Below are 24,454 nucleotides of genomic sequence, written 5' to 3'. Positions count from 1 at the left end.
AACTTTAAGAAACTAAATCTTTATAGCATATATAGGAAAGCTTGTATACTTGTAAGAGTTGAATATTAGGGTTCGAGCTTACCAAATTGTGGGTCATACGTCTTTTAAATGCTTTATAAAAATAGGACATGCCATGGTGAAGTTTAAACTTTTTAAAAACTAAAAACATAGTTAGTAACTTGTTGTCATGGGCAGGCATTTTATTTTGTTTGTAGGCCCAGAGTAAGGTGTCAATACATTCTTCAGATTTGTTTAAATATGTCTGACTGCTTTCTAATCCGCGATGATACACTTCATTGTTTAAATGTAATACTTTAGTTTTATGCTGCTTTAAAAGAGACGCAAAGTAATTATCAAGACCGTAACTTTTTCTGCCAATTTGAGAGTTTATTTTTAAAAATATTTCTTTCAATATTAAAAAATTAGCCGAAATTATTAATTGATGCGGTTTTAGATTTCTTTTTTTTGCATCTACTTGTTCGTATTTTTTACCGTATTTCCATCTTAAAATGGAGTTGTTTTCGGGTGTTTCTTTTTCATAAGCAAAGCCACCAAAGAGAGCTTCATAACCGGTATTAATTTTATCAAAGTAATTTTGAATAAATTGATGCGACTTAGGGATTACATCAGCATCTAAAAATAGCAGCCACCTATAATTGGATTTATTAGCAAGGGTTTGTCTGGCCTGTATTCTTCCTAAATTTTCTTTGGAAGTTATAAGTTGTGTATTGGTAAGACTAAGACATGTTTCTTGGTTCTCAAGGTTAAATTTTGTTGAGTTGTCATTAAAACAGATAATTTCAAATTCAATATTAAGCTTGGTGCATTGCGAATGTATTTCTTTAACTAATGGAGAGATGTTGTAGTTGTATGTTGGAATTAGTATAGATAGCACCTTTGAGAGTTTATAATTTAATTCTTCCTTTGAACCACTTCATAAACCTTGTTTTCATCACATTTTAAGGTTTTGCTAGGATATTTTAGTAATAAGGCATAATCATGTGTTGCCATTAAAATGGTATTGCCATTTTTATTGATTTCCTGAAGCACTTCCATAACTTCAACACTGGTTTGTGGGTCTAGGTTGCCTGTAGGTTCATCGGCAAGTATTAATTCGGGGTTGTTTAATAGTGCCCGTGCTATGGCAATACGCTGCTGTTCTCCTCCGGAAAGTTCATGAGGAAATTTAAACCCTTTGGTTTTCATGTCTACTTTATCTAGAACCTCTTCTATTCTAGCATTCATTTTTTCTTTATCGGTCCAACCTGTGGCTTTTAAAACAAAAAATAAATTGTCATTTACCGTACGGTCGGTCAATAATTTAAAATCTTGAAAAACAACACCTAATTTACGTCTTAGATAGGGTATTTCCGATTCTTTTAATGTTTTTAAATTAAAGTCAACAATATCACCTTCCCCTTCCTGTAAGGGTAAATCACCGTAAAGTGTTTTCATAAAACTGCTTTTTCCTGTTCCTGTTTTTCCTATAAGGTATACAAAATCACCTTTGTTAATTTCAACATTAACGTTTGATAGGACAAGACTATCGCCTTGGTAAATGGATGCATTTTTCAATCGTAAAATAGGACGTTCCATGAAATCTGTAGAGGTAAATATGAGTGGTAAATGTATTATTTAATACTTGAAACTTAAAATTAAACGCTCAAATATTTGGTTTATTTTAAGTGTAATTTTCATATTTAAGTAGCACATTTATAATTATGGCATGATTATTTCGTTATAAGATTCAGATTCATTTATCTTTGATTTTAAATTAAAAACTAAATCATTAATGACTTACAAAAGTATTGTCGCATTTATTATAGCTATAGGTTTTAGTTTTCCAGTTATAGCACAGCAAAGCGCCATTTATACTGATAATTTGGCAACGTATCAAAAAGGAATTACCCTGTTTAATAATCAGCAATATAGAGCTGCTCAGTCTCTATTTAGGGAGGTTAAGAAACATACAACTGATGAGACCATCCAGTCTGATTGTGCCTACTATATAGCCAATAGTGCGGTAAGACTAAATCAACAGAATGCAGACCAGCTCATAGAAGATTTTGTAAAAGATTACCCAACAAGTACAAAGCGCAATACGGCGTATGTGGATGTGGCTAATTATTATTTTGACAATTCAAAATATGCACATGCCAGAAAATGGTACAAAAAAGTTAATGAAAACGCGTTGGCCAGATCAGAACGTCAAAAATTTTACTTTAATAATGGGTATACGGCGTTTTTAACCAAACAATATAAAGATGCTAATAAGTACCTAAGACGTGTTGAGAGCTCAAAAGAATATGGTGCTCAGGCTAAGTATTATATTGGTTTCATGGCCTATGAAGGCGATGATTATGATGAGGCCAATAAGTATTTTGACCAAGTGAGTCATCAAGAACGTTATAAAGAGAAACTCTCTTATTATCAAGCGGATTTAAATTTTAAGTTGGGTAATTTTAAAAAGGCCATTGAGTTGGCTAAAGCAAAATTAGCATCAAGTGATAGAAATGAAGTTTCAGAACTCTCTAAAATTATAGGAGAAAGTTATTTCAATTTAAAACAATATGATGAGGCTATTGCCTATCTCAAACAATATAAAGGGAAAAAGGGAAAATGGACTAATACAGACTTTTATCAGTTGGGATATGCCTATTATAAGCAAAAGGATTATGAAAACGCTATTTCAGAATTTAATAAGATTGTGAATGGTAAAAATGCTATAGCTCAAAATGCCTATTATCACTTAGGCGAAAGTTATATTCATTTAAATAAAAAACAGGAAGCGTTAAATGCGTTTAAAAACGCTTCTGAAATGGATTTCGATTTAAAAATTCAGGAAGATGCTTGGTTGAATTATGCAAAAATTAGTTACGAAATAGGAAATCCGTATCAATCGGCTCCTCAAGTGCTAGGTGATTATTTAGAAAAATATCCAAAATCAGGTCATAGCGAAGAAATCGAATCCCTTCTAATTGATTCATACATCACATCAAAAAATTATAAGGAAGCACTAGTTTTATTACAAAATAAACGCAGTTTTGAGAGTAAGGTAGCGTATCAGAAAGTGGCTTTTTACAGAGGATTAGAGCTTTTTAATGAAGGGAATTTTATAGAAGCTGAAGGGCTTTTTGATGCTTCATTAAAAGAACCTCGTGATGCAGCATATACGGCGAGAGCAACCTTTTGGAAAGGGGAATCTGATTACAATTTAAGTAGTTATGAAGATGCTTTAGTTGGTTTTAAACAATTTGAAAATGCCGCCGAAGCTAAATCAACCCCCGAGAAGGAAAATCTTGAATATCATATAGCATACACCTATTTTAAGTTAAAAAAATATGAACAAGCAACAACTTATTTTAGTCAATTTGTAAACAAAAAACATCAAGATAACATAAGATTAAACGATGCTTATTTACGCTTGGGTGATGCGCACTTTGTTACAAGTCAATACAGTAAAGCTATACATGCTTATGCTGAAGCTATTCGGTTAAATGAAATTGAGTCAGATTATCCTACCTTTCAAAAAGCAATTAGTGTGGGGTATGCCGGAGATTCCTCTAAAAAGGTTAACGAATTAGAGCGTTTTATTGCAGACTACCCGAAGTCCAAATTAAGAGATGATGCTTTGTATGAGTTAGGAAACACCTATGTAAAACTTAACAATACAAACAGAGCCATGAAAGCTTATAATCAGTTGAGTAATGAATATAGAATGAGTTCATTTGTTCCTAAAGCCTTGTTGCGACAAGGATTAGTGTATTACAATGCCAATGATAATCAACAAGCGCTGTTAAAATTTAAAAAGGTAGCAGGTGACTACCCGGGTACGCCTGAAGCTGTTCAAGCCGTTTCAACCGCAAGACTTATATATATTGACCTAGGAGAAGTAGAGCAATACGCCCAATGGGTAAAAACCTTAGACTATGTTGAAGTTACTGATTTAGATTTGGATAATACTACGTATGAAGCAGCAGAGAAGCAATACCTAGAAGGTGATGTAGATAAAGCTATCCGCGAGTTTAATGATTATATCCATGGTTTTCCAAAGGGCTTACATGCTTTAAATGCGCATTTCTATCTCGCTCAACTCTATTATAAAAAGGGTTTGCCAGACAATGCAGCCACTCATTATGATTATGTGGTACAGGCACCTAGAAGTCAGTTTACCGAGGAAGCTTTAACAAAGTTGTCTCAGTTTTATTTAGAGAATAAAAACTGGAAACAGGCCATGCCGCTTCTACAAAGAATTGAGGAAGAAGCAAGTTTTCAGCATAATGTGATATTTGCACAATCTAACTTGATGAAAGCTAATTATCAACAAGAGAATTATGGAGAAGCTGTTACTTATGCCGACAAGGTATTACAACAAAATGCTACAGATGATAAGGTAAAAAGCGATGCACATATTATTATTGCGCGTTCTGCGATGAAAACGGGTAACGAGGCTAAGGCTAAAGAGGCTTACAAGGAAGTTGAAAAAGTAGCTACAGGAGAAACAGCTGCAGAGGCTTTATACTATAACGCCTATTTTAAACATAAAGCGGGGCAATTTGAAAAGTCCAATGAAGAAGTGCAAAAATTGGCAAAAAACTATTCAGGGCATAAATACTACAGCGCCAAAGGCCTGGTATTGATGGCTCAGAATTTTTATGCACTAAAAGATGCTTTTCAGGCTACATATATACTAGAAAGCGTGGTTCAAAATTTTTCCGAATTTGAAGATGTTGTTTCTGAAGCTAACGAAGTGTTGGCTAAAATAAAACAGGAAGAGGCTAAAACCAACGCATCCATAGAAACTGAAGATTAATCGTCAATCAACAAAAAGATAAATCAAAGCATATGTGTAAATACACAAAAACGGTCATTACAATAATAATTTTATTAACTGTTACTTTGGGGTTTTCTCAAAAAAAGAAAAGTGACACATTAACAACAGGTGTTATAGATGTTGTGAAACCTTATACGCCTTCTATTTCTGATGCTTTTAAAGTAAAAGAAGTTCCCGTTTTAGATGATGAAACGACAGATAGAAAAAAAGAAATCAACTATAATATCTTTTCTTTTCCAGTGGCATCAACCTTTACACCGGCAAAAGGTAAAGCCGCCAGCGTTGAAAAGAAAGCTCCAGAAAAAGTATATGATAATTACGCATCATTGGGTGTGGGCTCATATAAAACAATTTTAGGTGAAGTGTATTTAAATCATGCTATTAGCAGAAATGAAAGTGTAGGTGGTTATGTAAGTCATCATTCATCATCAGGTGATATTGATAATGTGGTGGTTGATAATGGGTTTTCAAACTCAAAACTTAAATTAAACTATACCTCACGCCTAAGAGATCTGGCTTGGAATGTTCACGGAGGGGTTCAGCATCAGTTTTACAATTGGTACGGTTTAAACGAAGCCTTTTTTATTGATGAACCCCTGATTCAAAATTTAGATGTAGGACATGCCTTTTTTGATATACATGTTGGTGGCGATGTTACTTTTGAAGATACTTACATAAACTCAGGAAACGTATTATTTAGAAGATTCACCGATAATAATGGTTCGGCTGAAAACAGATTCAAACTTGAAGGCAAAGTAGATGTTCCTGTTGCTGATTTCGAGATTTCAACCAATGTAAAATTTGATTATCTAGGTGGTAATTTTGATCAAGCATATACTAGTTCAGAAGCCATAAATTATGGGAACTTTCAAGTAGGTTTGGCGCCAAGTTTTCAGTTAAAGGAGGACGATTTAACACTTAATTTAGGGATCTCCTTATTTTACTTAAATGACTTTGAAAATGGCGGTAATAAGTTTTATCTCTTTCCAAACATAAAAGCATCATACAGGTTGGTAAACGAGGTTTTGATTGCTTATGGAGGTATTCAAGGCGATCTGATTCAAAATACCTATCATGGGTTTGCCAATGAAAATCCTTTTGTGTCACCTACCTTACAAATTGAACCCAATGATCAAATATATAACGCCTATGTTGGTTTGAAGGGTAAAATATCAAGTAACATGAGTTATAATATTAGTGGGCATTATAAAGCAGACAGAAATAAAGCACTTTTTAAATCGAACATGGTTAAGAATATATCAGCCGATGCCGATTATGAATATGGGAATTCTTTCGGAATAGTTTACGACCATTTAGAAACGTTTGGTTTTGCTGGCGAAATTAATGTGGATGTTAATAGAAATTTTAAGCTTGGTTTAAAGGCCGAATATTTTGCTTACAGCTTAAATGATGAAGCTGAACCTTGGAACTTGCCAGATATTAAAGGATCCCTTTTTGTTGATTACCAAATTGACGAACATTGGTTTGCTGGAGCTAATATGTTTTATGTGGGGGAAAGAAAAGATGAGGTGGTTTTAGAAGCTGCCCTAGCACCTGAAGATTTGAATAGAACCGTAACCTTAGATAGTTATTTTGATATGAATGCCCATGTTGGTTATCACATCAATCAGCAGTTTTCTGTATTTGGAAAAATGAATAACATAGCGGGTAAAAATTATGAGAAATGGTTGAATTTCCCAGTACAAGGGTTTCAGCTAATGGCTGGTGCTATGTATAAATTCGATTTTTAAAAATTTCGAACATAAGAAGTCCTTAACTCAGTTTGGCTAAATAATCATAATGCTCTCCTTCTAAGACTAGTTCACAAGACAGGCCAACACTGTTACAGGCTAGTTTTAAGGTGTCAAAATCAAGGTATAACCACTTCATAGGAATGTCTTTTTCATCTTTATAGGAAATGAAATAATCCAGTTCACCATAATATCCTGCATTCATATCCAACCAAAAACCACCATCTTCATCTTCATACATGTATTTTATGTCTGAGGAATCAATTAAAATGTGTCCGTTAGGTTTTAAAATCTGTTTTAAGTGGTTGAGGTATTTCGATACAGCACCCATTTCTTGAAAAATTCCTGTGCCATTCATTAAAAGCAAAATGGTGTCAAAGCTGTCAGTTTCATCTAAAAGAGCTTTTAATTCAACGTGTTTTACACCTCTGGTTTTGGTCACCGAAACCGCACCTTCAGATATATCAATAGCTTTAACATCTATACCTTTTGATTGTAAGAATAAGGCATGACTTCCGGCACCACAACCCACATCTAATACTTTGCCTTTACATAACATTAAGGCCTTTTGTTCTAATTTAGGCATCTCATCAAATGTTCTAAATAGGTAAGGAAGTGGTAGTGTGTCTTCATCAGAAATACTAGTTTCTGTAATGAGATCTGCTGTATAGTTTTTATTCTGATAATCTAATAACGCTTTTCCAAAGAGGTCTTTCATAAGGTGTTGATTTTATGTGCTTCAGAATTAATCTTTTCAGAATTAATAATAATTTTAAAAAGAACTATTTTTGTAGCATGCAAGACATAATTAAAAATCTTCCAAAACAGGCCAAAGATAAGCATAACGAGAACAAAAAATTCTTTGCAAAACTAAAAAAGAAGCCACCTAAAAATTTAGATTACATTATGCAGGATTTGCATGATGAGGTCTTTAGTGATACAGACTGTTTAACATGTGCTAACTGCTGCAAAACAACAGGGCCGTTGTTTATAGATAAGGATGTGTCTAGATTGGCAAAACATTTTAAGTTGAAACCCCAGCAGTTTATTGATCAATATTTGAGAATAGATGAGGACAATGATTATGTATTACAGCAGGTACCTTGTGTTTTTTTAGGTGCAGATAATTATTGTTCTATTTATGAGGTTAGACCTAAAGCTTGCCGAGAATTTCCACATACCGATAGAAAGAAGTTTCAACAGATTTCTAACTTAACTTTAAAAAATGTGGCTATTTGTCCAGCCGCTTTTAATGTGGTAGAAAAAATGAAAGATCGGATAAAATAAGTACATTTAAAAAAACTTGATTCATTTTGGAAACTATTTTAAATTACTTTGAAACCATTCCACCACCTGTTCGGGCGGCAATTATAGTGGGTGGTTTAACTTTGTTTTGGGTGGTTGAAGGTATTATACCATTAAAAACGATAAAGTATAAAAAATGGAAACATGCCATACCTAATATTTTCTTTACCGTAACTACAATACTAATCAATATACCGCTGGCCTTTTTGTTTGTGATGGCATCCAATTGGGTTATGACTCATAATTTTGGAATATTAAACTGGTTGCCCGATATGCCCATAGTTTTATATGGTTTTTTGGGGATATTACTTATTGATTTTATTGGTGCTTATTTGCCACACCTCATTGAGCACAAGGTAAAACCGCTATGGATGATTCATTTGGTGCATCATTCAGATCATAATGTAGATACTACAACCGCCAATAGGCATCATCCATTAGAAAGTTTAATACGTTATGCTTTTACTTTAGCGGGAATTTTTATTATTGGAACACCTATTGGTATGGTATTGCTATATCAATCACTTTCAGTAGTCGCCACGCAGTTTAATCATGCTAACATAAAATTGCCAAAACGGCTTGATAGTATGTTAAGCTATTTTATAGTATCTCCTGATATGCATAAAGTGCATCATCATTACAGGTTGCCTTATACCGACTCTAACTACGGAAATATTTTTTCTGTTTGGGATCGTTTATTCGGAACCTATATGAAGCTCGATACCAATAACATTATTTATGGTGTAGATGTGTTTCCTGATGAAAAGAAGAATGGAAATATTATAGAACTTCTTAAGCAACCGTTTCAAAAATATCAGAAACCAACAGAGAAGCCTTAGAGGTAAATTAAATAGGGGCTTCTCATTGTTTTAAATAGGTTTAATGCTTCTTTCCAACTGTCTTTTATGGATTGTTCTGAAAGTCCCAATTCAATTTGTTTTTGCAACTCAGTGGTGCCAGCAAGTTTGGTGAAAAAGGTGTTGAAAAATTCCGAGGTGTCAGACGTGTCTTTGTAGGCTTCAATAAGCCAGGTTAAATTTAAGGCATTTAATTTTTGTGTTTGTGAAACATCTTTTCCAAAGCAAACCTTACCTTGATGTTTTGGGTATTTAGAACCTGTGTTTGACTGTGGAGTATACTGAAAAGTGTATTTTTCTGGGTTTAAATAAGGACTGCCAAACACCTGAAATTGAGTTTCGGTACCCCGTCCCGCATTCACATTGGTGCCTTCAAAAAAGCATAAACTTGGATACAGATTAATAGCTTGGTCATTGGGTAAATTAGGGCTTGGTTTAATAGGTAAAATATAGGGAAGTTGTCTGTTGTAGTTTTTAACAGGAATAACATGTAATGAGCATTTTATACTATTTGCTAACCAGCCTTCACCATTAATCATCTTGGCGTATTCTCCAATGGTCATGCCGTGAACCACTGGTATAGGATGCATACCCACAAAACTTTTATGAGCCGTTTTTAAAACAGGGCCGTCAATATAATGCCCATTAGGGTTGGGTCTGTCTAGAATTAGAACAGGAATGTCTTGTTCGGCGCAAGCTTCCATAACATAATGAAGTGATGAAATGTAGGTGTAAAATCGGGCACCAACATCCTGAATATCAAAAATGACGAGGTCTAAATCAGCAAGTTGACTTTCAGAAGGCTTTTTGTTTTTTCCATATAAAGAAATAATAGGCAGGTTTGTTTTGGTATCAATACCATCTTTTACAGCTTCGCCAGCATCAGCTTGTCCTCTAAATCCATGTTCAGGGGCAAATACTTTTTTTACATTGATGTTTAAATCTATTAAAGAATCTACTAGATGAGTATATTGATGGTTAGTTTTGAAAATAACGGATGTTTGATTGGCAACGATACCAATGCGTTTAGTTTGTAGCAAAGGTAAATAGGTAGCCGTTTGATTGGCACCCACAATAATAGGCGTTACCTCATGCGTCTTTTTATTATTTACGGGTATTGTGTCACTGCTTTCATGTTTCATTTTAGAAGCACATGAAATCATTGCTAAAACAAATAATAAAACTGTATTTTTGACCATATTTAACTGCATAGATAAAATTGAATTACGAGTTTTTTATAGCTAAACGCATTATAGGTAGTAAAGCGTATAAAAGTAGTATATCGGCACCAATAATAAAAATTGGTATTGCCGCTATAGCTATCGGTATTGTCGTGATGATGGTAGCTATTGCTACCGGGATAGGATTGCAACAAAAAATACGAGATAAAGTTGTGGCGTTTAATGGTCATGTTGTTATTACTAATTATGATAGCAACAATTCACTTGAAAGTATATTCCCAATATCTAAGGAGCAAGAGTTTTACCCCGAATTTAAAACTGTTGAAGGGGTTAAACACATTCAGGCTGTAGCCTCTAAGTTTGGCGTAATTAGAACAACCACCGATTTTGAAGGTGCTTATCTTAAAGGTGTTGGAGCAGATTATGATTGGGATTTTTTTAAAGAATTTTTAATAGCAGGTAGGTTGCCCGATTATACAAATAAGCGAAATGAAGACGTACTTGTTTCTGAATATCTGGCTAATAGATTAGGTTTTAAGGTTCATGATACCTTTCAAATGGTATTTGCAAAAGATGATCCTGAAAAATTACCCAACATCATTACATACAATATTGTTGGAATATATAATTCGGGCTTTCAAGATTTTGATGCCAGTTATGTTATAGGAGATATTCGGCATTTACAACGTATTAACCGATGGGAGAACAATCAAGTTGGCAGCTTTGAAGTTTTTATAGAAGATTATGATGACCTTGAAACCAAAGGAAAGGAGATTTATCAAAACACACCATCAACCTTAAACACACAAACCATTGAAGATAAATACTATTCCATTTTTGAATGGATAAAGATATTTGATAAAAATATTTACGGAATTATTGGTATCATGATTTTAATTGCGGGTATCAATATGATTACTGCTTTGTTGGTTTTAATCTTAGAGCGTACGCAAATGATAGGTATTTTAAAAGCCTTAGGAAGTAATAATTGGAGTATTAGAAAGTTGTTTTTGTATAATGCCTCTTATTTAATTTTATTGGGTTTGTTTTGGGGAAATGTTTTGGGGCTTGGTATTTTATTTGTGCAAAAATATTTAAAATTGTTTCAGCTAGACCCTAGTGTATATTATGTAACTGAAGCCCCCGTTTATATAAGTTTCTGGTATATACTATGTTTAAATATAGGAACGTTAGTGCTATGTGTATTAATGCTTTTACTGCCATCATACATAGTAACCAAAATTTCGCCTGTAAAAGCTATTAGATTCACTTAAGGTTTAGTTCAATTTATACAGTACTATATAAGAAATTTTTATTTGTTAAAAATTCTTTATGCAGGTGCTGTTGTTTCTTGTGTAAATATTTTATCATTGTTTATACATGAATTTTGTTTTCATATTTGAAATTAGTTTCATAAATGATTATATTTGTGGCAAAATACTTGTTTTATGTTTCTAAAAAATAAATACTCTACAAATTACAAAAAGCTAATAATGGGAGTATTCATCTTTTGTCTGCTGTCTACTATGTTACAGGCTCAGCCCAATACGATGATTTCCCATACTGAAAACAGCCAATTGATAAGAGATTTAAGTGGTGTGAAATGGACCATGAAAATGATGCTTCCTGGTGAAGGAGTAAAAATGGGACTCCCTCAATTACCACCAGAGGATATTGAAACATTAGTATGGAATTATGCTAAAGTGCCAGGAGATGTGTATACTGATTTGTGGAAAGCTGGTGTTATTGAAGATCCTTATTTTGGGAGAAACAGTGTTAAAGCACAATGGGTACAGCAATATGAGTGGTGGTATGCACACCAGTTTCATGTAAGCGAACCTGTAGATAATAAGGTTGTAAAAATTGTTTTTGAAGGCGTAGATTATGCATGTGATGTATGGTTAAACGGGCATTATTTAGGAAGACATGAAGGAGCCTTTTCTGGTTTTTCGTTTGATGTTACTAACTATTTAAGAGTATCTAAAAAACGACTCTCAAGTACTAATATGCTTATGATAAAGTTAGATCCTCCACCACGTGTCAATGCTTTGGTAGCGGGAAAGAAAACGCCTTGGTTTGGAGATTATTGGCGTGATTTAGTTCCGTTTGGAATTATCCGTCCTGTAAAAATGATATCTACAGGGAAAGTGCGTTTTGATGATGTATATGCTAATACTTCTATTAATAAAGATAATTCAGCCGATGTTAGTTTAGAACTTACAGTAGAAAATACCGAATCTTCTGCAAAAAATATGAATTTTGTAGCATCTTTAGAAGGGAAGAATTTTTCTTCAAAAGTAAAAACAGTGACGTTCTCAGCATTGGTTGAACCAGGAATACATAAAGTTACACACAATATTCATTTAGATAATCCTAAATTATGGTGGCCTTGGGATATGGGGAAACCTAATTTATATAAAGCTAGAATTTCTTTAAAGGAAGGAAAATTTAATCAAGATTTCAAAGAAATTACTTTTGGTATAAGGGAAGTTACCTCAAAATGGAATCCAGGATTTAAAAAGGATGTTGATGTGTCCTTTCCAAGGTCAACATATATAAATGGTAAGTTTCATTTTATTCGTTCGGCGTGTTGGGGAGGGCCACCAGATATTTTTGTAGGTAGAACGTCAATTGAAGAATATAAAACACTCATTCAGTTAGCTAAAGATGCTAACATGAATAATATTAGGATATTTGGTTGGCATCCTCCAGAGATTCCTGAATTTTATCAATATTGTGATGAAATGGGGATTACAGTTTGGCAAGATATGATTCCTTTAGGAACGGGTAATATTCCTGATAAGGAAGAAGAGTTGGCTGAGATTTTTAATGAAGGTGTGCGTGTAGTTAAAGAGCGTAGAAATCATCCATCATTGATTATGATGGAAGGTGGAGAAGAAATGCTATTAAGAACCAGAGACGCAAAATTTGGTAGAGAATTTCTAGAACGACTTGGAGACTCGCTTCAGGCTTATGTTGATTTACCGTATGTGCCAGATTCTCCGCTAACTTGTGAGGTGTCTCAAGAGGCTGGGTTTAAACCCAAGGAAGCGGTTCATGCCTTAAGATATTTTTATGACATGGGGAGTTTTTTACATGAAGATTGGTTGAAAACCATGGAATTTCCAATTGTACCAGAGTTTGCTATTACTTCGGTACCATCAATTGAAAGTTTAAAGAAGTTTATTCCAGAAGATGAATTATGGACACCTGGGTTAAGCTGGGGGCACCATTGGGCAGATTTAGTACGATTAAGAATGCAAAATTGGGATGTGTTTGGTGATGAAAAAATAGGATCCCTTGAAGAATTTGTTAATGCTTCCCAAGACACACAAGGTATAATATTTCAAAACGGTATAGAATATTTTAGAAGACAAAAACCTAGCTTGAGTGGTATTGCACTGTGTCATTTTATAACGTATTGGCCAGATATGAAATGGGGTATTGTTGATAATTATCAAGAACCTAAACGATCTTATGATTTTGTTAAGAAAGCCTATCAACCTTTGTTGATTAACCTGTCGTTTGAAAAAAGAAGATGGAGTAAAAATGAAGCTTTTAAAGGCGAATTATGGGTGGTGAATGATTTGTTTGAAGATTTTAAAAACTGCCAAGCTAGTATAATTTTTAAAGATAATCATGGTAAATTATTAAAAGAAGAAACATTCAAAATTGGTACGGTAAAAGCAAATAGTGCCAAAAAGTTTGAAACCATATCGGCAGATGTTTTAAAGCAAGTTGATGAAAAAGTATTGGTCGAATTAAAATTAGTTAATAAAAAAGGAGAGATTCTATCAGAAAATGATTACTTTTTCTTAATAGGCGACCAAAAAGAAGCTACAAAAATGTTTCAAAAAATGAGAGATGAACGACGCGTTTTAGAGACTGAGTTTGGTTATGGCAACTACTATCGTTTTTTTGATGAATTCACAGGAGGTAAAACTTATGATAGTGGTGTCAATGTGCCTAGAGCAAGAGATTACGGAAATTGATTTCCGATTAATAAAACTATTACGAGTTATAAAGAGAAGGGATGGTGTTTTACTATCCCTTTTCAATATCACTAATATGATGTTCTAGCGCTTTTACTGAAATTTGAATTTCTCTAATTAACAATGCTAAGGAGATGATTAGTAAAATTAAGGCCAAACCAAATATCCAAACGGCTATGAGATGCTGTTCAATATAAATCAAAAACATGGTTAAAACACAAAGTAACAGACTCGAAATACCTGCAATTTGCATGGATCGAATTAAATATAGGCGTTTCTTTAAGTTCTTTATTTGTCGCATAAGTGTTTCATCATGCTTTTGAAGATATTTGTCATGTAAGTTTCTAATCACGCTAGCATAGGCTAAAAATCTATTGGTATAGGCTAGCATAATTAAAGAAATAGCTGAAAATAAAAGAGCTGGCGTTGTAAGAGTTAATGCTTCCATTGGGGTGCTTTGTTTTCGTATTACAAATATAAAAAGATTATAGTGGTTAAGCTTTTTATCGCCTTATTGAAAAATATTTTGTAAAAAAACCGTCTAAAAAAAGGCAGTATCTTAACTTCTAACATTGCTAAAATCAGTATTTTTTTTGTAATTAAGAGCTCATTAACTTCGCTTTTAGTCTATTTCAGTGATAACTTCTTTTATATTACTTGAATAAACTTAGATTTTTCATTTTCTTTATTGTTTTTATTTTTATGGTATGCAAGAAGACTTTTTACACTATATATGGAAACATAAAAAAGTTCAATTAACAAATTTAAAAACCACAAGAGGTGAGAATATTACCATCAATGCGGTTGGACAGTATAACCAAAATTCGGGGCCTGATTTTTTTAATGCTCAAGTTAGAATAGCAAACCAACTATGGGCAGGTAATGTTGAAATTCATGTAAAATCATCTGATTGGTTTTTGCATAACCATGAAACAGATCAAGCGTATGATAATGTGATTTTGCATGTAGTTTGGGAACACGATATTGATGTATTTAGAAAAGATAATTCTGTGATTCCAACCCTAGAGTTAAGCCATATTGTAAACCAAGATATATTAGGAACCTACAATAAACTTTTTATAAATAATAGCAAATGGATTAATTGTGAAGACTCGTTTGCTCGCGTTGATGATTTTGTGGTTGATAATTGGTTAGAAAGATTGTATGTAGAACGCTTAGAACGAAAATCGAGCACTATTGAAAATATTTTAAAAACAACAAAGAATGACTGGGAAGCAGTTTTGTTTCAAATGCTGTGCAAGAATTTTGGGTTAAAAGTTAATGGTGAGGCTTTTTTTAGTTTGGGGCAATCTTTTAGGTTTTCCATCGTTAGAAAAACTAGGTCTAATATAATGCAATTGGAGGCATTATTATTTGGGCAAGCAGGGTTGCTTGAAGGAGATTTTGAAAATGCTTATTTTGAAAACCTTAAAAAGGATTACGCATTTTTAAAACAAAAGTTTCATATTGAAAATTCAACAGTTTTACCAATACATTTTTTCAGATTGAGACCGTCAAATTTTCCTACCATTCGGTTGTCTCAATTAACAAATCTTTATCATCTGCAGGATAATTTGTTTTCAAAGGTAATAGAGGCAAAAAATATAGATGATATTTATAAACTTTTTAAAGTGAATACATCTAAGTTCTGGGAGGCACATTATACTTTTCAAAAAAGCTCAAAGCCTACGGTAAAGTCGCTCTCAAAATCATTTATTGATTTGTTAGTGATTAATACAATCATTCCTATTAAGTTTTGGTATGCCATGAAACAAGGAGAACTGGCTGAAACATCTATTTTCAATCTGGCTAAATCTATGCCTTCGGAAAAAAATAATATTATAAAAGCATTTAATGAGTTAAAACAAATAGCGCATTCATCTTTTGAATCTCAAGCCTTAATTCAGCTTAAAACCGTCTACTGCGCTAAACATAAATGTTTAGAGTGTGCTATTGGAAATCAACTTTTAAGTGAATAAACTTTTAAACAAATAAAGTAAGTGTTAAATTGCGGCATGAACGTTATTTACAAGCCATTATTATTTTTTCAAAAACATGGATATTATGTTTGTCAGCGTATTGCCGACAGGTTAGGTATTCGGGCAAAGGTGGTACGTACATCTTTTATGTACTTAACCTTTGTAACTGTTGGTTTTGGTTTCGCGTTATATTTGTTTTTAGCATTCTGGATGCGGATAAAAGATTTAGTTTATACCAAACGTTCATCTGTTTTTGACCTGTAATTTATGAATCCATTAATAAGATTTTTTCGAACAAAAATATATACTGCGCTATTTTTGCTGGTTGTTATTTTGCTTGTTGGAGTAATTGGGTACGTTTTTATTTCTGAGTATACCTGGATTGATGCGCTTTATATGACAGTGATTACCATGACGACTGTTGGGTTTAGTGAAGTGGTGCCTCTAGATGATGAATCTAAGATTTTTACCATATTTTTGATTTTGGCAAGTGTAGTTATTGTAGGGTATGCTTTATCTATTATCACAGAATATATTTTGAGCAAAAATGATATTGAAGAACTAAAACAAAAAAAGATGCAAAAACTTATAGATGCTTTTAAAAATCATATTGTTATTTGTGGCTATGGGAGAAACGGAAAGCAGGCTGCAAGAAAACTTGCTGCTTACAAAAAACCCTTTGTAGTTATTGAAAAAAATAGAGAAATGGAAGGTCGCTTACAAATAGACAATGTTCCTTATGTGATTGGCAATGCAAATGAAGATGAAATACTTATGGCAGCTGGTGTTAATAGAGCTTCTTGTTTTATTTCAGCGCTCCCAAATGATGCCGATAACTTGTTCGTAGTGCTTTCAACAAGGCAACTCAATGATAAAATCAATATAATTAGTAGAGCTTCAAATGAATCTTCTTATGATAAGCTAAAATTTGCAGGAGCTAATAACGTTATTTTGCCAGATAAAATAGGTGGTGATCATATGGCTTCTTTGGTTGTAGTACCGGGATTGATGGAATTTATAGATAATTTGTCTATTGTAGGTAAATCAGATATAAATATTGAAGAAGTGGCCGTTGAAAAACTTTATAGTTCAAAAGATACTAAAACAATTAAAGATTTAGATTTAAGAAGAAAAACGGGGTGTACTGTTATTGGTTACAAAGATGGCAATGGTCAATATATCGTAAATCCTGAGGCTGAAATGAAATTGGAATTAAATTCTAAGATTATTGTTTTAGGAAGGCCAGAACAAATAGAAGCTTTGAATAGCATTTACAATATTGATTCGGTTTAGGCCATTTTAACAAGCAATGTTTTATAAAATCATTTTTTTTTAGCATCTTGCCCGACTTACACATGACAATTGTTTGATATCTTAAAAACTAAAACTTTCTTATGAAGAAATATTTTCTTTCATTATTTACTTTAATAGCACCATTTTTAACATTTGCAAAGGAATCAACCCCAGAAAAAATTGACCGCGTTTTTAAAGACTATACGGGGTGGTTTGTAGAAGGCATATTTTATGAAATTCCATTTTCTGAAACAGTTAAAGTGCCTTGGGTATTAATAGTTTTAGTAGGTGGTGCTTTGTTTTTTACTATTTTTTTTAAGTTTATAAACATTACAGGTTTTAAAACGGCTATTAGAGTAGTTCAAGGAAAATATGAAGATATTGAAAAGCATGGAGCCGATACGTTATATGGAGATCAAACACCAAATGAAGATGAGAATATCATTGAAACCTTAAGGGATGATAGTGCCCATGGCGAGGTGTCTCATTTTCAAGCTCTAACCGCAGCATTGTCAGCTACAGTTGGTTTAGGAAACATTGCAGGAGTAGCAGTAGCGCTTTCTATTGGTGGTCCTGGCGCTACGTTTTGGATGATTCTTGCAGGTTTTATAGGGATGGCCTCTAAGTTTGCAGAATGCACTTTAGGGGTTAAATATCGCGATGTGGCTAAAGATGGTACAGTATATGGTGGACCTATGTATTACCTAACCAAAGGGTTTAGAGAGAAAAACATGGGCGGTTTTGGAAAAGTGTTGGCTGTGTTGTTTGCTATTTTTGTTATTGGGGGGTCCTTTGGAGGGGGAAATATGTTTCAAGCAAATCAAGCGGCTGCTCAGTTTATTAAGTTGTTTGAACTTGAAAGCTCAAACGCTAGATTGTATTTTGGTATTGTTATGGCTATTTTAGTGGCTGTGGTGATAATTGGAGGAATTAAAAGAATAGCAGCCGTAACCGAAAAGGTAGTGCCTTTTATGGCTGGTATTTATGTGCTTGCAGCCTTAGTTATTTTAGGGGCCAATTGGCATTTAATTGATGATGCCTTTGCTTTAATTTTTGAAGGAGCATTTTCTGGTTTAGGAATAGCAGGTGGTTTAATTGGGGTTATGATTCAAGGCATTCGTAGAGGAGCTTTTTCTAATGAAGCTGGTGTTGGTAGTGCCGCTATTGCTCACTCTGCGGTACGAACAACCTATCCTGCCAGTGAAGGAATTGTAGCATTATTAGAGCCTTTTGTTGATACGGTTGTAATTTGTACAATGACAGCTTTGGTGATTGTTATTACCAACTTTGATGGTAGTTTTATGGAGTACGGTGTACCTATTAAAGAAGGGGTTGAACTTACAGCAACGGCTTTTGATTCGGTTATACCACACTTTTCTATCGTGTTAACAGTGGCCGTAATTCTATTTGCGTTTTCAACCATGATTTCTTGGTCTTACTATGGTATGCAAGGTTGGGTGTTTTTATTCGGAAAAGGAAAGGTTAGTGACTTAGTCTATAAACTATTATTTTTATTATTCGTGGTTATAGGTTCTTCAATAAGTCTTGGTGCTGTAATTGATTTCTCTGATGCCATGATTTTTGCCATGGTTGTACCAAATATTATTGGTGTGGTGATATTGTCTCCAATAATTAAGCGAGAATTATCGAAGTATATGGATGCTATAAATGTTAAACATGAAGCTTTAGAGGAAGGGGCTGAGGATTTAACAAAACATATGTAACATAACTTTAAAAACATAAGTCTATGAAATCCCATTTTCAGTTTTCTAAAAAACAACGTCATGGGATTTTTTTATTGCTCATACTTATTGTTTTATTTCAATGTTTGTATTTTTTCATAAGCGCGCCCTTAGAACCACTAGTTGTAAATGAGGAAGCCTTATTACTGTTTGAAAAAGAGGTGGATTCTTTAAGACAACTTGAAATAAAAGAAAAATCGACAGAAATAACGCCTTTCAATCCTAACTTTATTACAGACTATAAAGGGTATGTTTTGGGGATGTCTAATGTGGAGATTGATAGGTTGTTGCAATTCAGAAAAGACAATAAATGGATTAATTCTTCCAAACAATTTCAAGAGGTAACTCAAGTATCAGATTCGTTATTAGAAGTGCTCTCACCCTATTTTAAATTTCCTGAATGGATTAATAATTCTAGTATTAAAAAAGCATCAGCAAAGAACACGTCTAGAATAACGTATCAAAAGAAAGATTTAAATCAGGCCACAGCAGGTGAACTTCAGGTTGTGAATGGGGTAGGAGAAGTGCTTTCTAATAGAATTATCAAATTCAGAAACAGGTTTAAAGGTGGTTTTGCCGATGAGGTTGAACTTTATGAGGTGTATGATTTATCACCAGAGGTTATTCAAAGCATATTGAAAGTATTTGAGTTAAAAACCCCAAGAAGCATCAAGACGTTTAATATTAATACCATTACGGTAAATCAATTGGTAACAATTCCTTATATAGATTATGAATTGGCGCATCAAATCATAGAACAACGCCAATTAAAAGAAGGGTATAATTCAATTGATGAATTGCAAAAAGTAAAAGGCTTTCCTGTAAATAAAATAGATATAATTAAATTATATTTGCATCTTGAAAAAGAAACTAGATGAATAACATGTACTTCACTGAAGAGCATAACCTGTTTAGAAAAAGCCTTCAGGATTTTTTAAAAAAAGAAGTTTTACCGCACATTGATAAATGGGAGAAAACGGGAACTATTGATAGATTTATTTGGAAGAAGTTTGGTGACATGGGTTTTTTTGGGATTAACTATCCTGAGGCCTATGGAGGTTTAAATCTTGATCTTTTTTACACGGTTATTTTACAAGAGGAGCTTCAAAAAATAAATTCAGGCGGGTTTGCGGCGGCCATTTGGGCACATGTTTATTTAGCTATGACGCACCTTAATGCGGAAGGAGATGAAGCTATTAAACAAAACTATTTGGCACCAAGTATTGCTGGTGATAAGATAGGTTGTTTATGTATCTCTGAGCCATCGGGAGGTAGTGATGTTGCAGGGATGCGTACTACAGCCGTGAAGATTGATGATCATTATGTGATTAATGGGGCTAAAACCTTTATTACCAATGGGGTGTATAGTGACTATTTAGTAGTGGCCGCAAAAACGAGTCCTGAGCAAGGTAATAAGGGAATGAGTATTTTTGTTGTAGATAGAGATACGCCAGGTATCACGGCAACCAAATTAGATAAATTGGGTTGGAGAGCTTCAGATACAGCAGAGATTGCTTTTGATAATGTTAAGGTGCCAGTCACTAACTTGTTAGGTCAAGAAAATGAGGGGTTTGCATATATAATGCAGCATTTTGCGCTAGAGCGTTTAGTAATGGGTGTTAATGCCCACGCAAGAGCAGAATATGCTCTCGATTATGCCTTACAATATATGTCTGAAAGAAAAACATTTGGTAAATCTTTAGATATGTATCAAGCCTTAAGACATAAATATGTGGATTTATATTCAGATATGGAGGTGTGCAAGCAGTTTAATTACTCGGTTGTATTTAGATTAAATAAGGGGGAATATGTAGTTAAAGAAGCCACTATGTCTAAATTGAAATCAACAAAGATGGCTGATGAGGTTATTTATGAATGTTTACAGTTCTTAGGTGGTTATGGCTATATGGAAGATTATCCTTTAGCAAGACTGCTTCGAGATAGTAGGTTAGGGCCTATTGGCGGGGGAACTTCAGAGATTCTAAGAGAAATACTTTCAAAGATTATTATTGACAAAAAATCTTATAAGCCAGCAACATAAAAAAAAAATATTTTTTTTGTTTAAAATTAAAGATTGTTTTTATATTTGCGGCCTGAAAATTCTAAAAGAGAGGAGGTTAAGACACTATGTTGATAATTCCAGTAAAAGACGGAGAAAATATAGATAGAGCGTTGAAACGTTACAAACGTAAGTTTGTAAGAACCACTATCAAGAATCAATTGCAAGAGCGTAAGTATTACACTAAGCCTTCAGTGGTGCGCAGAGCACAGGTTCAAAAAGCACAATATATCCAATCGTTGAGAGACGCAGAGGAAGTATAGTAAATACAAAGCAAAATTAAAATCCCGCATTATGCGGGATTTTTTTTGATTCAATTTTCCTTAAAAGATTGTATTTTTACTCATCACGCTTATGAATTAAAATAACACTTTCCTTTGTATATGACGTTTAAGCCTTTCTTAGATTATTTGTTGTTAGAGAAAAATTACTCTCGCCTTACTGTAGTGGCCTATGAAAATGATTTAAACGAGTTTTTAGAGTTTATGCAAAATGAGTATGAGGTAAATGGTTTAGAAGAAATACATTATACGCAAATAAGAAGTTGGATTGTATTGTTGGTAGAAAAGGGTTTAGTAAACCGGAGCATTAATAGGAAAATATCAAGTTTAAATAGCTATTATAAGTTTTTATTAAAAACAGGCGATATTAAAGTAAACCCATTGTCAAAACACAAAGCGCTAAAAACAAGTAAAAAAGTGCAAACACCTTTTTCTGAACATGAAATAGAAACCGTTCTGGAGGTATTAAATTCAAGAAACGATTTTGAAAGTGTTAGAAATCTAACTATTATTGAGTTATTCTATTCAACAGGAATACGACGCACTGAGCTGGTTGAACTTAAAATGTCTAGTTTTGATTTAAATAATAAAACCCTTAAGGTTTTAGGTAAGCGAAATAAGGAACGTCTCATTCCATTATTAAATACAGTGGTTGAAAACATACGTAAGTATTTGGTTTTCAGGAATGATTTGGATAGTGTTGTTGACGAGGATTATTTTTTTTTAACAAAAAAAGGCAGGAAAATTTATGAAACACTTGTTTACAGAATAATAAATGAGTATTTTAGTTTAGCATCTACAAAGGTAAAAAAGAGTCCTCATATTTTAAGACACTCTTTTGCTACGCATTTGTTAAACCAAGGTGCCGATTTAAATGCTGTTAAAGAACTTTTAGGACATTCAAGTTTAGCTGCCACCCAGGTTTACACCCACAATAGTATAGCAGAATTGAAACAAGTGCATATTAATGCGCATCCTAGAGGTAAGGAATAGTATTGTTGATTTATTGTCTAACTAAAAAATATTAGGAGTATGAAAGTAAACACCCAATCAATTAATTTTAATGCTGATAAGAAATTAATCACATTCATTCAAAAACGTATGGATAAGTTGGATTTGTTTTACGACAAGGTAATTAAATCTGATGTGTATTTAAAAGTAGAAAATACAAGTGAAAAAGAGAATAAAATATTTGAGGCAAGGGTAAGTGTTCCAGGAGATAGTTTTGTGGTAAAAAAACAATGTAAAACCTTTGAAGAAGGAGCAGATATGGCTGTAGCCTCACTTGAAAGACAGTTAATAAAGCGAAAAGAAAAATTAAGAACGCATTTATAACAAAAATTTGTTAAAATATGTTTTGAATAAAATAAAAAATATATACATTTGCAGTCCGTTAGAAATAGCGGGCTTTTTTTATATGTAAAAAAGGTAAGAAAAGCCGATATAGCTCAGCTGGCTAGAGCAGCTGATTTGTAATCAGCAGGTCGTGGGTTCGAGTCCCTCTATCGGCTCAAGTTCTTAAGAAATATTGATAAAATTCATTGGGGAGATACTCAAGCGGCCAACGAGGACAGACTGTAAATCTGTTGGTTTTTACCTTCGCAGGTTCGAATCCTGCTCTCCCCACTAAAATTGAAGTTTGAATTTTAAAATTTGCGGGAGTAGCTCAGTTGGTAGAGCGTCAGCCTTCCAAGCTGAATGTCGCCGGTTCGAACCCGGTCTCCCGCTCTAAATTCCTGCGAAGGCAGGAATCTCTTCTTTCAATTAATTGGTCTTAATATATAAGGCTTTTGAGAGAATAGGAAATAAAAACTTTACGCCGGTGTAGCTCAGGGGTAGAGCGTTTCCTTGGTAAGGAAGAGGTCACGAGTTCAAATCTCGTCATTGGCTCTAATATATTAGAGGTAAAAAACAGAGTACACTAATATTATTATATAACTAAGATTAAAATTATTAAAAAACATGGCAAAGGCAACTTTTGATCGTTCAAAACCACACTTAAATATTGGTACAATTGGACACGTAGATCACGGTAAAACAACTTTAACTGCTGCTATTACTAAAGTATTAGCTGATGCAGGTTTATCTGAAGCAAAAGACTTCGATCAAATTGATAACGCTCCTGAAGAGAAAGAAAGAGGTATTACAATTAATACATCTCACGTAGAATATCAAACAGCTAACCGTCACTATGCTCACGTTGACTGTCCAGGTCACGCGGATTACGTTAAGAACATGGTAACTGGTGCTGCTCAAATGGATGGTGCTATCTTAGTGGTTGCTGCTACTGATGGTCCTATGCCACAAACTCGTGAGCATATCTTATTAGGTCGTCAAGTAGGTATTCCTCGTATCGTTGTTTTCTTAAACAAAGTTGATATGGTTGATGATGAAGAGCTTTTAGAGTTAGTAGATATGGAAGTAAGAGATCTATTAAACTTCTATGAGTACGATGGAGATAATGGTCCTGTAATTTCAGGTTCAGCTTTAGGTGCACTTAACGGTGAGCAAAAATGGGTTGATACTGTAATGGAGTTAATGGATGCTTGTGATAACTGGATTGAAGAGCCTGTACGTGATATGGATAAGCCTTTCTTAATGCCTATCGAAGACGTATTCTCTATTACTGGTCGTGGTACTGTAGCAACTGGTCGTATTGAAACTGGTGTAGCTAAAACTGGAGATCCTGTTGAAATCATTGGTATGGGAGCTGAGAAGTTAACTTCTACTATCACTGGTATTGAGATGTTCCGTCAAATATTAGATAGAGGTGAAGCTGGTGATAACGCTGGTATCTTATTAAGAGGTATTGAGAAAACTCAAATCTCTAGAGGTATGGTAATCACTAAGCCTGGTTCTGTAACTCCTCACGCTAAATTTAAAGCAGAGGTTTATATCTTGAAAAAAGAAGAGGGTGGTCGTCATACGCCTTTCCACAATAACTACCGTCCACAGTTCTACGTACGTACAACTGATGTAACTGGTAACATTTCTTTACCTGATGGAGTTGAGATGGTTATGCCAGGAGATAACTTAACTATTACTGTTGAGTTAATTCAGCCAATTGCAATGAACGTAGGTTTACGTTTCGCTATCCGTGAAGGAGGTAGAACAGTTGGTGCTGGTCAGGTAACTGAAATTTTAGACTAATACAATAGTTTAATAAGAATATAAATGAGC

21 protein-coding genes and 4 tRNA genes are annotated in these 24,454 nt (G+C 33.8%); 20 read left to right on the top strand and 5 right to left on the bottom strand.

Going from position 1 to position 24,454, the window contains the following annotated elements:
• Positions 1-4: 4 nt before the first annotated feature.
• Together KFZ70_RS00350 and KFZ70_RS00345 are read right to left on the bottom strand one after the other, a co-directional pair.
• Positions 5-895 carry a glycosyltransferase gene (locus tag KFZ70_RS00350; RefSeq protein ID WP_139697942.1) on the bottom strand — a complete coding sequence of 297 codons (891 nt, stop codon included), beginning with the start codon at positions 893-895 and terminating at the stop codon, positions 5-7.
• Between the two features lie 17 nt (positions 896-912).
• Positions 913-1,596, bottom strand: coding sequence for a cell division ATP-binding protein FtsE (locus KFZ70_RS00345; protein ID WP_139697941.1), 684 nt, complete (start codon positions 1,594-1,596; stop codon positions 913-915).
• Positions 1,597-1,792: 196 nt separating this feature from the next.
• Between KFZ70_RS00345 and KFZ70_RS00340 the strand changes: the two genes are divergently transcribed.
• Both KFZ70_RS00340 and KFZ70_RS00335 read left to right on the top strand, forming a co-directional pair.
• Positions 1,793-4,813 (top strand): tetratricopeptide repeat protein, encoded by a 3,021-nt coding sequence (locus KFZ70_RS00340; protein WP_139697940.1) that lies wholly within the window; start codon positions 1,793-1,795, stop codon positions 4,811-4,813.
• 32 nt (positions 4,814-4,845) lie between these two features.
• Positions 4,846-6,585 (top strand): TonB-dependent receptor, encoded by a 1,740-nt coding sequence (locus KFZ70_RS00335; protein WP_139697939.1) that lies wholly within the window; start codon positions 4,846-4,848, stop codon positions 6,583-6,585.
• Between the two features lie 22 nt (positions 6,586-6,607).
• Here KFZ70_RS00335 and KFZ70_RS00330 read toward each other — a convergent pair whose 3' ends face one another.
• Positions 6,608-7,303 carry a bifunctional 2-polyprenyl-6-hydroxyphenol methylase/3-demethylubiquinol 3-O-methyltransferase UbiG gene (locus tag KFZ70_RS00330; protein WP_139697938.1) on the bottom strand — a complete coding sequence of 232 codons (696 nt, stop codon included), beginning with the start codon at positions 7,301-7,303 and terminating at the stop codon, positions 6,608-6,610.
• 77 nt (positions 7,304-7,380) lie between these two features.
• Here KFZ70_RS00330 and KFZ70_RS00325 point away from each other — a divergent pair, with 77 nt between their 5' ends.
• Together KFZ70_RS00325 and KFZ70_RS00320 are read left to right on the top strand one after the other, a co-directional pair.
• Positions 7,381-7,872, top strand: coding sequence for a YkgJ family cysteine cluster protein (locus KFZ70_RS00325; protein ID WP_139697937.1), 492 nt, complete (start codon positions 7,381-7,383; stop codon positions 7,870-7,872).
• A 26-nt stretch (positions 7,873-7,898) separates the two neighbouring features.
• Positions 7,899-8,729, top strand: coding sequence for a sterol desaturase family protein (locus KFZ70_RS00320; RefSeq protein WP_139697936.1), 831 nt, complete (start codon positions 7,899-7,901; stop codon positions 8,727-8,729).
• Here the strand turns inward: KFZ70_RS00320 and KFZ70_RS00315 are convergent.
• The gene (locus tag KFZ70_RS00315; protein WP_233244067.1) at positions 8,726-9,946 is read right to left on the bottom strand and encodes an exo-beta-N-acetylmuramidase NamZ domain-containing protein; all 1,221 of its coding nucleotides are present in this window, start codon (positions 9,944-9,946) and stop codon (positions 8,726-8,728) included. The two genes, KFZ70_RS00320 and KFZ70_RS00315, sit on opposite strands and share 4 nt — an antisense overlap.
• Before the next feature lie 20 nt (positions 9,947-9,966).
• On the opposite strand from KFZ70_RS00315, the gene KFZ70_RS00310 reads away from it, so the two are divergent.
• Together KFZ70_RS00310 and KFZ70_RS00305 are read left to right on the top strand one after the other, a co-directional pair.
• A complete protein-coding gene (locus KFZ70_RS00310; RefSeq protein ID WP_139697934.1) occupies positions 9,967-11,202 on the top strand; it encodes an ABC transporter permease in 1,236 nt (411 codons plus the stop codon).
• 219 nt (positions 11,203-11,421) lie between these two features.
• Positions 11,422-13,920, top strand: a complete 2,499-nt coding sequence (locus tag KFZ70_RS00305) for a glycoside hydrolase family 2 protein (protein WP_233244066.1) — start codon at positions 11,422-11,424, stop codon at positions 13,918-13,920.
• A gap of 52 nt (positions 13,921-13,972) precedes the next feature.
• Here KFZ70_RS00305 and KFZ70_RS00300 read toward each other — a convergent pair whose 3' ends face one another.
• Positions 13,973-14,368 carry a DUF2721 domain-containing protein gene (locus KFZ70_RS00300; RefSeq protein WP_139697932.1) on the bottom strand — a complete coding sequence of 132 codons (396 nt, stop codon included), beginning with the start codon at positions 14,366-14,368 and terminating at the stop codon, positions 13,973-13,975.
• Between the two features lie 259 nt (positions 14,369-14,627).
• Here KFZ70_RS00300 and KFZ70_RS00295 point away from each other — a divergent pair, with 259 nt between their 5' ends.
• The 14 genes from KFZ70_RS00295 (at position 14,628) to tuf (ending at position 24,424) form a co-directional block, all read left to right on the top strand.
• On the top strand, positions 14,628-15,899 hold the full coding sequence (locus KFZ70_RS00295; RefSeq protein ID WP_139697931.1) for a DUF2851 family protein: 1,272 nt from the start codon (positions 14,628-14,630) through the stop codon (positions 15,897-15,899).
• 36 nt (positions 15,900-15,935) lie between these two features.
• Complete coding sequence (locus KFZ70_RS00290; protein ID WP_139697930.1) at positions 15,936-16,163, top strand: PspC domain-containing protein; 228 nt, start codon at positions 15,936-15,938, stop codon at positions 16,161-16,163.
• Positions 16,164-16,166: 3 nt separating this feature from the next.
• Positions 16,167-17,192: a TrkA family potassium uptake protein gene (locus KFZ70_RS00285; protein ID WP_139697929.1), complete on the top strand. Its 1,026-nt coding sequence runs from the start codon at positions 16,167-16,169 to the stop codon at positions 17,190-17,192.
• Between the two features lie 101 nt (positions 17,193-17,293).
• On the top strand, positions 17,294-18,916 hold the full coding sequence (locus KFZ70_RS00280; RefSeq protein ID WP_139697928.1) for a sodium:alanine symporter family protein: 1,623 nt from the start codon (positions 17,294-17,296) through the stop codon (positions 18,914-18,916).
• Between the two features lie 23 nt (positions 18,917-18,939).
• Positions 18,940-19,812, top strand: coding sequence for a helix-hairpin-helix domain-containing protein (locus KFZ70_RS00275; protein ID WP_139697927.1), 873 nt, complete (start codon positions 18,940-18,942; stop codon positions 19,810-19,812).
• Entirely contained in the window at positions 19,809-20,975 is a 1,167-nt protein-coding gene (locus tag KFZ70_RS00270; protein WP_139697926.1) for an acyl-CoA dehydrogenase family protein, read from the top strand. Before KFZ70_RS00275 ends, KFZ70_RS00270 begins: the two co-directional genes overlap by 4 nt.
• Before the next feature lie 86 nt (positions 20,976-21,061).
• Positions 21,062-21,256 carry a 30S ribosomal protein S21 gene (gene rpsU / locus KFZ70_RS00265; protein WP_139697925.1) on the top strand — a complete coding sequence of 65 codons (195 nt, stop codon included), beginning with the start codon at positions 21,062-21,064 and terminating at the stop codon, positions 21,254-21,256.
• A 120-nt stretch (positions 21,257-21,376) separates the two neighbouring features.
• Positions 21,377-22,267 (top strand): tyrosine-type recombinase/integrase, encoded by an 891-nt coding sequence (locus KFZ70_RS00260; RefSeq protein ID WP_139697924.1) that lies wholly within the window; start codon positions 21,377-21,379, stop codon positions 22,265-22,267.
• Between the two features lie 39 nt (positions 22,268-22,306).
• Entirely contained in the window at positions 22,307-22,609 is a 303-nt protein-coding gene (locus KFZ70_RS00255; RefSeq protein ID WP_139697923.1) for an HPF/RaiA family ribosome-associated protein, read from the top strand.
• 102 nt (positions 22,610-22,711) lie between these two features.
• Positions 22,712-22,785: transfer RNA gene (locus tag KFZ70_RS00250), tRNA-Thr, on the top strand.
• Between the two features lie 32 nt (positions 22,786-22,817).
• Positions 22,818-22,900: transfer RNA gene (locus tag KFZ70_RS00245), tRNA-Tyr, on the top strand.
• A 29-nt stretch (positions 22,901-22,929) separates the two neighbouring features.
• Positions 22,930-23,002: transfer RNA gene (locus KFZ70_RS00240), tRNA-Gly, on the top strand.
• 90 nt (positions 23,003-23,092) lie between these two features.
• Positions 23,093-23,164: transfer RNA gene (locus KFZ70_RS00235), tRNA-Thr, on the top strand.
• Between the two features lie 72 nt (positions 23,165-23,236).
• Entirely contained in the window at positions 23,237-24,424 is a 1,188-nt protein-coding gene (tuf, locus tag KFZ70_RS00230) for an elongation factor Tu (protein ID WP_139697922.1), read from the top strand.
• The last annotated feature ends 30 nt before the right edge of the window (positions 24,425-24,454 follow it).

The sequence above is a fragment of the Allotamlana fucoidanivorans genome, from assembly GCF_045788535.1.
Lineage (GTDB): Bacteria > Bacteroidota > Bacteroidia > Flavobacteriales > Flavobacteriaceae > Allotamlana > Allotamlana fucoidanivorans.
This window is presented reverse-complemented; position numbering and strand designations above follow the sequence as displayed.